11 protein-coding genes and 1 tRNA gene are annotated in these 9,664 nt (G+C 61.7%); 6 read left to right on the top strand and 6 right to left on the bottom strand.

Features of this window, described 5'->3' with window-relative positions; translation table 11 throughout:
- Positions 1–184 (top strand): ATP-binding protein (locus CHB90_RS02030; protein WP_170940964.1); only part of this gene is annotated, 184 nt, incomplete at its 5' end.
- Here the strand turns inward: CHB90_RS02030 and CHB90_RS26080 are convergent.
- Both CHB90_RS26080 and CHB90_RS02020 read right to left on the bottom strand, forming a co-directional pair.
- Positions 168–986 (bottom strand): hypothetical protein, encoded by an 819-nt coding sequence (locus tag CHB90_RS26080; RefSeq protein WP_141135786.1) that lies wholly within the window; start codon positions 984–986, stop codon positions 168–170. The two genes, CHB90_RS02030 and CHB90_RS26080, sit on opposite strands and share 17 nt — an antisense overlap.
- Positions 987–1,386: 400 nt before the next feature.
- Positions 1,387–1,473 (bottom strand) — tRNA-Leu (locus CHB90_RS02020).
- 193 nt (positions 1,474–1,666) lie between these two features.
- Between CHB90_RS02020 and lipB the strand changes: the two genes are divergently transcribed.
- Positions 1,667–2,317, top strand: a complete 651-nt coding sequence (lipB, locus tag CHB90_RS02015) for a lipoyl(octanoyl) transferase LipB (RefSeq protein ID WP_089276170.1) — start codon at positions 1,667–1,669, stop codon at positions 2,315–2,317.
- Positions 2,318–2,501: 184 nt separating this feature from the next.
- Here lipB and CHB90_RS02010 read toward each other — a convergent pair whose 3' ends face one another.
- From CHB90_RS02010 to CHB90_RS02000, 3 genes are all read right to left on the bottom strand, one after another.
- A complete protein-coding gene (locus CHB90_RS02010; protein ID WP_089276169.1) occupies positions 2,502–2,708 on the bottom strand; it encodes a hypothetical protein in 207 nt (68 codons plus the stop codon).
- A gap of 317 nt (positions 2,709–3,025) precedes the next feature.
- Positions 3,026–3,232, bottom strand: a complete 207-nt coding sequence (locus CHB90_RS02005; protein WP_089276168.1) for a hypothetical protein — start codon at positions 3,230–3,232, stop codon at positions 3,026–3,028.
- Positions 3,233–3,360: 128 nt separating this feature from the next.
- Positions 3,361–4,044: a hypothetical protein gene (locus tag CHB90_RS02000; RefSeq protein WP_141135785.1), complete on the bottom strand. Its 684-nt coding sequence runs from the start codon at positions 4,042–4,044 to the stop codon at positions 3,361–3,363.
- Positions 4,045–4,266: 222 nt separating this feature from the next.
- Between CHB90_RS02000 and ctaD the strand changes: the two genes are divergently transcribed.
- The 3 genes from ctaD (at position 4,267) to CHB90_RS01985 (ending at position 7,666) form a co-directional block, all read left to right on the top strand.
- Entirely contained in the window at positions 4,267–5,940 is a 1,674-nt protein-coding gene (gene ctaD / locus CHB90_RS01995; protein ID WP_089276166.1) for a cytochrome c oxidase subunit I, read from the top strand.
- A 263-nt stretch (positions 5,941–6,203) separates the two neighbouring features.
- Positions 6,204–6,701: a DUF2244 domain-containing protein gene (locus CHB90_RS01990; RefSeq protein ID WP_089276165.1), complete on the top strand. Its 498-nt coding sequence runs from the start codon at positions 6,204–6,206 to the stop codon at positions 6,699–6,701.
- Between the two features lie 11 nt (positions 6,702–6,712).
- Positions 6,713–7,666: a hypothetical protein gene (locus CHB90_RS01985; RefSeq protein WP_089276164.1), complete on the top strand. Its 954-nt coding sequence runs from the start codon at positions 6,713–6,715 to the stop codon at positions 7,664–7,666.
- 78 nt (positions 7,667–7,744) lie between these two features.
- Here the strand turns inward: CHB90_RS01985 and CHB90_RS01980 are convergent, their stop codons facing one another.
- On the bottom strand, positions 7,745–8,206 hold the full coding sequence (locus tag CHB90_RS01980) for a GatB/YqeY domain-containing protein (protein WP_089276193.1): 462 nt from the start codon (positions 8,204–8,206) through the stop codon (positions 7,745–7,747).
- Between the two features lie 183 nt (positions 8,207–8,389).
- On the opposite strand from CHB90_RS01980, the gene carA reads away from it, so the two are divergent.
- Complete coding sequence (gene carA / locus CHB90_RS01975; protein WP_089276163.1) at positions 8,390–9,541, top strand: glutamine-hydrolyzing carbamoyl-phosphate synthase small subunit; 1,152 nt, start codon at positions 8,390–8,392, stop codon at positions 9,539–9,541.
- The last annotated feature ends 123 nt before the right edge of the window (positions 9,542–9,664 follow it).

Here is a 9,664-nt window from a genome sequence, read left to right as displayed (position 1 = left end):
CCACCTCGTCAGTCGTCTCTACGAGCGCACGTCCATCATCGTGACGACCAACCTCGACTTCGGTGAATGGCCATCGGTCTTCGGAGACGCCAAGATGACGACAGCGCTACTTGATCGCCTTACCCACCACTGCGACATCGTCGAAACCGGCAACGAGAGCTGGCGCTTCAAGACCAGGGAGTAACCCAGGCCCCGCTGGCCCGACGCGGCTGCGCTGTGTGATGGCTACACCGCATCGGGCCAGCTACCCCTGCGCAAAATAAGGGGGTCATTTTTGGGCGCCGATAGGGGGTCAGGATTGCGTGCCGATTGACAATTTCCGACCAAGTTTCGTCAACATCCCTGGCGTCCAAAACACGAAGATATCCCAACCACTTCTCGGGGTGGCTGCGTCTCTGAAGCCGTTGGCCATGCCGGGTAGTTTGAAGATCGCGAAGAACATCCCGAGCAACCTTGACTTGCGGTTCAAGAGGCTGGTCCAGGTCGAACTTGATAGCAACCTGATGCGTTTTCAAATTGACCGCGTAGCAATCTCGCAGAGCTAAATCGAGGAATGTTGTTTGTATATCATCCAACTCGACGCCAGTCGCGTTGAAGTAGTCACGGACCTGTGCAACCCATTGACTGCCTGGGTCGACCAACAGCGCCTTGTCTAGAGCGATCACCGGCCGGATAGCCTGTTCCGGCTGCTCGTCTATGCGCGGGTTAGGTAGAAGGAAGTATCCGTAGCGCTCGTATGCAAGTGGGCTTGGTAACGCAAACCCAGACATTTCAGAGTCATGCTTATCGGGCTCGTAAAAAGGCTGCTCATCACCAACAAGGAAAAATGGACAGGATGGATCCACTAGTAACTTGTCAAACTCAGTTCGAATGTCCGGACAACGGCGGCAGAACTCCCACCGCCACCTGTCAAATGTCCAAGAACTTACATCGCCATAGGCGGTGGCATCTTTCCAATCAGGTACGCCCCACTCAGTCAATTTCATCTGTTTCTGCGACCTCGCTTCCATAGTGCGATACAGACCGCGATTTACGGAGACGACATGAGCATCGAGTCTTTGTCGCTTGTCAGCCTCAAGTCTATGAAACCGCAGCGACCCGACGAATAACTAGAAGCAAATTAAACCTACGATTGAACATCAAGCAAGAATAGGATGCACGCCCTCTGGACGCGGCGACTGCGGCTGATATGACGCTCGGCCTGTCGATCAGGTTGGGGGGCGTTGGATGATCTGGACAGCTCAGGTGCAGCTATCTGATAGCGGGTTGAGAGTAGAGGTTTCGAAGCTAAGCACCATGCTGATCGTAGTGCGGGGACGAATTGGGGGATGCATTAGGCCAAAAAACAGACAACCCTCTGTTCGGCAACCGAATTTCAAGTAAGATTGGTGCGGTCGAGAGGACTCGAACCTCCACGGGTGTTACCCCACAGCGACCTCAACGCTGCGCGTCTACCAATTCCGCCACGACCGCACTGTCTTGACTTGGTGGAGGGGTCTCTAACGAAGCTCCGCGCAGATGTGAAGAGGGAAAAACCGCTCTGGGCCGGTTTCTTGTACGGACACTCCGGCACGGCCCGAAACGCCGCCCGCTGGACAAGGGCCCCGGTGCCGTGTCATCCCCAACCGCGAAATAGATGGAGGCGGGGCGGCGCCCCGGCGGGCCTATGGAATGGAAGATCAGCGAAGGTTTGACCGGCTACGACGAGGCGCTGTCCTTCATGGAGGATCGCGCCACGGCAATCGCCGAGGGCCGCGCCGAGGATTGCATCTGGCTGCTGGAACACCCGCCCCTTTATACCGCCGGCACCTCTGCCAAGATCGAAGATCTGAGAGATCCTGACCGCTTTCCCGTCCACCCGTCCAAGCGCGGCGGGCAATACACCTATCACGGGCCGGGCCAGCGGGTTGTTTACGTCATGATGGACCTCAACAAGCGCGGGCGCGACATTCGCTGTTTCGTGCAGGATCTTGAGACCTGGGTGATCGCCACGCTGGCAGAGTTCAACCTGACCGGCCATATCCGCGACGGCCGCGTCGGCGTCTGGATCGAACGGCCCGACCGCCCGTGCCTGTCCTCTGGCGCCATGGCAGAGGACAAGATCGCCGCCATCGGCATCCGCCTGCGCAAATGGGTGAGCTTTCACGGCCTGGCGATCAATGTCGAACCGGACCTGAGCCATTTCGACGGCATCGTGCCCTGCGGCATCACCGACTACGGCGTGACCAGTCTGGTGGATCTGGGCCTGCCCGTCACCATGGACGATCTGGATGTCGCCCTGCGCAAGCAGTTCGATCAGGTGATGCTGGGGCGCTGACCGCCCGCACCGGGCCTTTACGATACAGGAGAGGCCGCACAAACCTGCGCGGCCTCTCCCCGGTCGGGGCAATGACCCATCCCGGTCGGGGTAGAAAAATGTCCCCGCTGCTGTCTTGAATGACTAGGTGCTTGCAAATCGTCTCATGGGACACGGCCCCCGGCAGCGGGCCGCGCCGCAACTCTCAGAGCTTGCTTGTGAAGACGTGGAACAGGATGTCATCGCGGGCGATACCCCGTGCGGCCAGATCGGCGTCGGACAGGGCGCGCAACGCCTCAACCTGTGCGGTGCGCTGGCGATAGCGACGGTCAAACGGTGTCTCGAACAGGCGGGCCATACGCTGGCGCAGGGTGGCGCGGCTGCTCACAAAGCTGTTGTCGAAATAGGCCATCTTGATCTCCCCCCAGTGGGTTGTCGTGTGGGATGTCGTTTCAGGACGTCGGGTTCAGCAGATGGGTTCACTTTACCTGCCCGCCCGGCACCACATCAGTCAGGAAACCCGGACGGTCCGGAATACCGGACCTGCGCAGGTAGAATCGCGGTTTTCCTGTGGGGACGAGACGACAAAAGAGAGGGGGCGCACTCACAACGCCCCCTCGGAAATCATTGAAAAAATCGGCAGGCGCGGTGGCCTTAAAAGGGTTTGGTCATTGAATTCCTGACACTCTCGACGAACCACCGGGCGCTGGCGGGCAGCGCCCGTCCGGGTCAGACCTTGCCGGCAAAGACATGCAGCAGAATGTCCTCACGGGCGATCCCGCAGGCGGCCAGTTCGGCATCCGACAGGGCGCGCAGCGCCTCGATCCGGGCCGTCCGCTGGCGATAGCGGCGATCAAACGGCGTCTCAAGGAACCGGGCCACACGCTGGCGCAGGGTGGTGCGGTTCGAAACGAAGCTGCTGTCGAAATAGGCCATCGGGGTCTCCCTCGGGATCTGGTGTCGCTGTGTTGATCCCAGATTAGGAAATCCGCCGCCGGGCCATAAGTCGGGTATGCCCGACCGTAGGGTATTCCGGACCTGCTTTCGTCACGCGGCAGGATGGATCAGGGCCGGTGCGGCCAGCGCATGGAAATCATGTAGCGATAGAGCGTGTCGTCCACGACCACCGCAAAGGTGAGAAACCCGCCAAACTGTGCCATGTAACAGCCAAACCCCTGCTCCATCTGGACGGTATAGGGTGGCAGATCCAGAACCAGCAGCTCACTCCCCAGAAGGTCGGCCAGCACCCGGGACCGGCATCCATTGACCGCAGGGGCCGCCGTGATCACCCCGTTCCGAAGCGAAGCAGAGGCCCTGCCCCCTTCGTCTGCCAGCAGGTCCGACATGCGTTGCGCCAGCAAATCGGCAAGGCTTTCCTGACGGGCCTGCCTGCGCGCCGCGTCCCGTGGCTCATCCGCCAATGTATGGGTCACATCAAGCAACCAATTGTAGTCGACCATAGAGAACCCGCCGCGTTCGATCAGGCCGGTCCCGAACCTCGGGAACAATGCCAGAAACAGCCTGTCATGGTCGGCCGCCCCATAGGCCGCATCCACCACCATCCGGCAATCGCTGCCGTCCGGCCGGGACACCAGCAGGCAACTGGCCGGTCCCGACGCGGGCGCAAGCGTGCTGTTCGCCCCGTCCGGGTCCGGATCGCAAGAGCACACCTGCGCCACCGGCTCGGCCAGGGCAGAGGTGGCCAGAAGGGCGCTGGCAAAGACAAGTGCGGTCATCCGTCGGATCATGTCAGGTCTCCGGGGGGTTCTGGCGTCAGACAACCAAGTTTTGCCCGGATGGGGCCGCCTGTCCAAACCTTCCGAACGGCAAGGTGCGACAAAAAGATTTGATCTGCGTCAAATCCGGCCATTGCCGCCCCTATGGTCACATTCTAAAACGTGAAAGGAACATTGGGCGCGGACGGATTCCCGATCCGTACCCTATGCATTGGGATCAGCAGGAGGCATCAAATGGCAGACGCAGCCATTCACGGCCACGAGCATGAAGACAACCGGGGGTTCTTTACCCGCTGGTTCATGTCGACGAACCACAAGGACATCGGGATTCTCTATCTTGTTGTCTCGGCTCTCGTCGGCTTCATCTCCGTGGCTTTCACAGTCTACATGCGCCTGGAGCTCATGGAGCCCGGCGTTCAGTACATGTGCATGGAAGGCATGCGGTTCACCGCTGCAGCCATCGCCGATTGTACACCTAACGGACACCTCTGGAACGTGCTGATCACCGGCCACGGCATCCTGATGATGTTCTTCGTGGTCATTCCGGCGCTCTTCGGCGGTTTTGGCAACTATTTCATGCCGTTGCAGATCGGCGCGCCGGACATGGCGTTCCCGCGCATGAACAACCTGTCGTTCTGGATGTATGTCGCGGGCACCACGCTGGCTGTCTGTTCGGTGCTGTCGCCGGGCGGCAACGGCCAGCTTGGCTCTGGCGTCGGTTGGGTTCTGTATCCGCCGCTGTCGGTCAATGAGGCCGGCATGTCGATGGATCTGGCGATCTTCGCTGTCCACGTCTCGGGTGCCTCGTCGATCCTCGGCGCGATCAACATGATCACCACCTTCCTGAACATGCGTGCCCCCGGCATGACCCTGTTCAAGGTGCCGCTGTTCTCATGGTCGATCTTTGTCACCTCGTGGCTGATCCTGCTGTCGCTGCCCGTTCTGGCCGGCGCCATCACCATGCTGCTGACCGACCGCAACTTTGGCACGACCTTCTTTGATCCCGCCGGTGGCGGCGATCCGATCCTGTACCAGCACATCCTGTGGTTCTTTGGTCACCCCGAAGTGTACATCGTGATCCTGCCGGGCTTTGGCATCATCAGCCACGTCATCGCGACCTTCGCGCGCAAGCCGATCTTCGGCTATCTGCCGATGGTCTGGGCGTTGATCGCCATTGGCGCGTTGGGCTTTGTCGTCTGGGCGCACCACATGTACACCGTCGGCATGTCCCTGACCCAGCAGAGCTACTTCATGCTGGCGACGATGGTCATCGCGGTGCCCACAGGGGTCAAGATCTTCTCGTGGATCGCGACCATGTGGGGCGGCTCGATCGAGTTCAAGACACCGATGCTCTGGGCGTTCGGCTTCCTGTTCCTGTTCACCGTTGGCGGCGTGACCGGCATCGTGCTGAGCCAGGCAGGCATCGACCGCGCCTATCACGACACCTACTATGTCGTGGCGCACTTCCACTATGTGATGAGCCTGGGCGCCGTGTTCGCGATCTTTGCGGGGATCTACTTCTACTTCCCCAAGATGACCGGCCGGATGTACAATGAAACCATGGGCAAGATCCACTTCTGGGCGATGTTCGTCGGGGCCAACCTGACCTTCTTCCCGCAGCACTTCCTGGGCCGTCAGGGTATGCCGCGTCGCTACATCGACTACCCCGAGGCATTTGCCACATGGAACTATGTGTCGTCCTGGGGGGCCTTCATCTCCTTCGCGTCCTTCCTGTTCTTCTTCTACGTCGTGTTCCACGCGCTGACCCGTGGTGCCCGTGTGACGCAGAACAATCCGTGGAACGAATACGCGGATACGCTGGAATGGACCCTGCCCTCGCCGCCGCCCGAGCACACGTTCGAGCAGCTGCCAAAGCAGGAAGACTGGGACAAGGGTCACGCGCACTAAGCGCGGGGCCGACCAGGCAAACCAGCCTGACAGACACGAAAGGCCCCGGCATCCGTCGGGGCCTTTTTCGTTGTAGAGACTTTGCCGCCACGCCCCCCCGACACAGGCGCGACAGGGGCCCCCATGGCGCGCACCGCAGGTCAAATATTGACCCAGCAACGGCCGCGACGCGCCACCGCTTTGACGCATCGCAATTCTGAGGTATATCCAGACAGATAGCGAGGCCGGGCCGCGCCCTCCGGCAAGTGGAATTAGACACATCAATGCCCTACCAATGGAAAACCCCAAAGCGTGAAACGACCCAGCACCTGCAACTCTGGCCGCACAACTCGCTGTCGCCAGAGGGTTTCGCCGCGATGATCCTGGGTTTTTTCCTGTTCGCCTCGCTGCCCCTCTACGGGGTGATCGGCACGGCGGTGCTGTGGGGATTGCTGCCCTTCATGCTGGCGGCAACGGCGGCGCTGTACTATGCGCTGCGCCGCAATCAGCGCGACCGACGCATTCTGGAGGATCTGACCGTCTCGCCCGAAACGACGCGCCTGATCCGGACCAATCCCAAAGGTGATAGCCAGGACTGGGAAAGCAACACCTACTGGGTCAAGGTCGCCTGCCATGAACAGGGCGGCCCGGTACCCTACTACGTCACGCTCAAGGGGCAAGGCCGTGAGGTCGAGATTGGCTCATTCCTCAGCGAGGATGAGCGCAAGGCCCTGTATTCCGATCTCACCGACGCGGTGCGCCGCGCGGCGCATCCCTGCTGAGGGCGCGCGACATGGCACAGGTCCCCGCAACCCCGAAATGGCACCGCGCCGCGCTGCGCGCCGCAGTGGCGCTGAACCGCGAAGGCTGGATTGATCGGCTGACCCCTGCGCCCAGTGAGGCGGCGGCGCTGCGCCTGCGCGACACGCTGTCGACCCGCGTGCCGCCGCTGCGCAAACAGGTGGTGTTTCTGATCCCGCTGGTCGGCCCCGACAGTGTCGGAGACTGGGAGGCGGTGACTGCCCGGCTGTCTGCGACGCTGGACTGCTTCATCGCCCAGAACGATCCGCACTGGCAGGCGGTGATCTGCTGTCAGGACCGCCCGCCCCTGCCCGACGATCCGCGCATCACCTACCTGCCCTACACCGCGCCCACGCCGGGCAACGACAAATGGATGAAACTCGCCGCCCTGACCGCGCACCTGGACCGGATGAACCTGCCGCCCTGCTATGTCATGAGCTTTGACGCCGATGATCTGCTGCGTCAGGGCAGCGTCCGTGAGATGCTACGCCGACAGGCGCCGGGTGGCTATCTGGTGCAGTCCGGCTATGTCATGGACGAGGCCGCAGGCACCATCGCGCTGGCCGATGTGCCCACCCTGCGCCAACCGCTGCGCAAACCATTCTGGAAGCTGTGCGGCTCTTGCGCGGCGCTGGGACATGACCCCGATCTGCCGCAAAGCGCGGCTTTCTTGCAGGCCATGACGCAGCACGAACACCGGATGTTCCCCTATCTGGCAGCGCTTGCGGGGCGCAGGCTATCGCCGCTGTCGGAACCGGTGGTGCTTTATGTCCTGAACCACGGCGAGAACTTTGGCGCGCGGCGCGGGCGGGTCAGTTTCAAGACACGCTTCGTCGAACGGTTCCGCATCGACGATGCCGAGGAACTGTCCGCCATCGCCGACGGCTTTCCGGTGCCCGATGCCCTGGATGATGCGCTGCCGGACCTGCCCGAAGCGGCGGGGTGACAATCATCCTTGACGGCGGCAAAACGCACTGCGCCGCCCCCACGGGGACGGCGCATCTGTAAAACCGTTGATTGCCGTTCAGGCCGACAGCCGGTCCTTGACCTTGGGCCCCACGGCCGCGAAATCCATCTGGCCGGTGTACTTCGCCTTCAGCACGCCCATGACGCGCCCCATGTCGCGGATCGACTCGGCGCCGACTTCGGTCATGGCGGCATTGATCGCCGCCGTGACTTCCTTCTCGGTCAGCGCGCGCGGCAGGAATTCCTCGATCACCACGATCTCGGCCAGTTCGCGTTCCGCAAGATCCAGCCGCCCGGCCTCTTCATAGCTCTTGGCGCTTTCGCGCCGTTGCTTGACCATCTTGCCAAGGATCGCCAGCACGCCGCTGTCATCGACGCCCTGTTCGTTGCCATCGGCCCGGACGGCGATGTCCCGGTCCTTGATCGCCGCGTTGATCAGCCGTAGCGTCGACAGGCGATCACGCGCCTTGTCCCGCATCGCCTGTTTCACCGCCGCGTTCACTCTTTCGCGCAGTTCCATGAGCCCCATCCCCAATTCTGGTCTCCGAATGCGGCAGGCTACATCATGCCCAGCGGTGTTGCAAGCGCAGCATTTTCAGCCAACCCCCTGAAATCAAACGATTTATGTTTTTACTCAACCACTTGACCCGCGCACGCCCGCGCAATACGTTCCGGCAAATTTGCCGCCATCGAGGATCTGCTCATGCCCGCTGCTTCTGCACGCCCGACCGCCTGCCTTGCCCTTGCCGACGGCACGCTGTTCTACGGCACCGGCTTTGGCGCCACCGGCCAGACCACGGCGGAACTGTGTTTCAACACCGCCATGTCCGGCTACCAGGAGATCATGACCGACCCGTCCTATGCCGGTCAGATCGTCACCTTTACCTTTCCGCACATCGGCAACACCGGTGTAAACCCCGAGGACGATGAAACCGCCGATCCGGTCGCCGCCGGCATGGTCGTCAAATGGATGCCGACGCAAAGCTCGAACTGGCGCGCAGCACAAGAGTTGGGCGACTGGCTGGCCGCACGCGGCCGCATCGCCATCGGCGGCATCGACACCCGCCGCCTGACCCGCGCCATCCGCCAACTGGGCGCGCCGCATGTGGCACTGGCCCATGACCCGGACGGCAATTTCGACACCGATGCGCTGGTCAAGGCCGCCCGCGGCTTTCCGGGGCTTGAGGGGCTGGACCTCGCGCTGGATGTCACCTGCGCGCAAAGCTATCGCTGGGATGAGATGCGGTGGGCCTGGCCCGACGGGTACAAACCGCAGGAAAACGCCCGGCACAAGGTGGTCGCCGTCGACTATGGCGCGAAACGCAATATCCTGCGCTGCCTTGCCTCGGCGGGCTGTGAGGTCACTGTCCTGCCCGCAACCGCCACCTATGATGAGGTCATGGCCCATCAGCCCAACGGCATTTTCCTGTCCAATGGCCCCGGCGACCCCGCCGCCACCGGCGCCTATGCGGTGCCGATGATCCAGCGACTGTTGAAAGAGGCGAACCTGCCGGTGTTCGGCATCTGCCTTGGCCACCAAATGCTGGCGCTGGCCCTTGGGGCCAAGACCATCAAGATGAACCACGGCCACCACGGCGCCAACCATCCCGTCAAGGAGGTCGAGACCGGCAAGGTCGAGATCACCTCGATGAACCACGGCTTCGCGGTGGACAGCCAGACCCTGCCGGAGGGCGTGCTGGAAACCCATGTCTCGCTGTTTGACGGCTCCAACTGCGGCATTCGCATGGCGGATCGCCCGGTGTTCAGCGTGCAGCACCACCCAGAGGCAAGCCCCGGCCCGCAGGACAGCTTTTACCTGTTCGAACGCTTCGCCGCCTCGATGGATGCGGCCTGACGCGCAAATCTGCGAAAATTCTACGCCATGTTAAGGGTTTGGTCGCCAAAAGCGGCCAATCTCCTCGGCGCGGTTAAGACTTCGTTTACCATCTCCGTGCAAACATTCTGTTAACCGTATTTT

This window comes from Antarctobacter heliothermus (assembly GCF_900188425.1).
GTDB classification, from domain to species: Bacteria; Pseudomonadota; Alphaproteobacteria; order Rhodobacterales; family Rhodobacteraceae; genus Antarctobacter; species Antarctobacter heliothermus.
Note: the sequence above shows the minus strand (reverse complement) of the source record. Positions and strands in the feature narration are given on the sequence as shown.

Excerpts from the sequence above, each read along its gene's own strand:
- lipB (WP_089276170.1), top strand. The coding sequence starts at position 1,667 with ATGGAATGGAAGATCAGCGAAGGTTTGACCGGCTACGACGAGGCGCTG.
- CHB90_RS26080 (WP_141135786.1), bottom strand. The coding sequence starts at position 986 with ATGAAATTGACTGAGTGGGGCGTACCTGATTGGAAAGATGCCACCGCC.
- carA (WP_089276163.1), top strand. The coding sequence starts at position 8,390 with ATGCCCGCTGCTTCTGCACGCCCGACCGCCTGCCTTGCCCTTGCCGAC.
- CHB90_RS01990 (WP_089276165.1), top strand. The coding sequence starts at position 6,204 with ATGCCCTACCAATGGAAAACCCCAAAGCGTGAAACGACCCAGCACCTG.
- CHB90_RS02010 (WP_089276169.1), bottom strand. The coding sequence starts at position 2,708 with ATGGCCTATTTCGACAACAGCTTTGTGAGCAGCCGCGCCACCCTGCGC.
- CHB90_RS02005 (WP_089276168.1), bottom strand. The coding sequence starts at position 3,232 with ATGGCCTATTTCGACAGCAGCTTCGTTTCGAACCGCACCACCCTGCGC.
- ctaD (WP_089276166.1), top strand. The coding sequence starts at position 4,267 with ATGGCAGACGCAGCCATTCACGGCCACGAGCATGAAGACAACCGGGGG.
- CHB90_RS01985 (WP_089276164.1), top strand. The coding sequence starts at position 6,713 with ATGGCACAGGTCCCCGCAACCCCGAAATGGCACCGCGCCGCGCTGCGC.
- CHB90_RS02000 (WP_141135785.1), bottom strand. The coding sequence starts at position 4,044 with ATGATCCGACGGATGACCGCACTTGTCTTTGCCAGCGCCCTTCTGGCC.
- CHB90_RS01980 (WP_089276193.1), bottom strand. The coding sequence starts at position 8,206 with ATGGAACTGCGCGAAAGAGTGAACGCGGCGGTGAAACAGGCGATGCGG.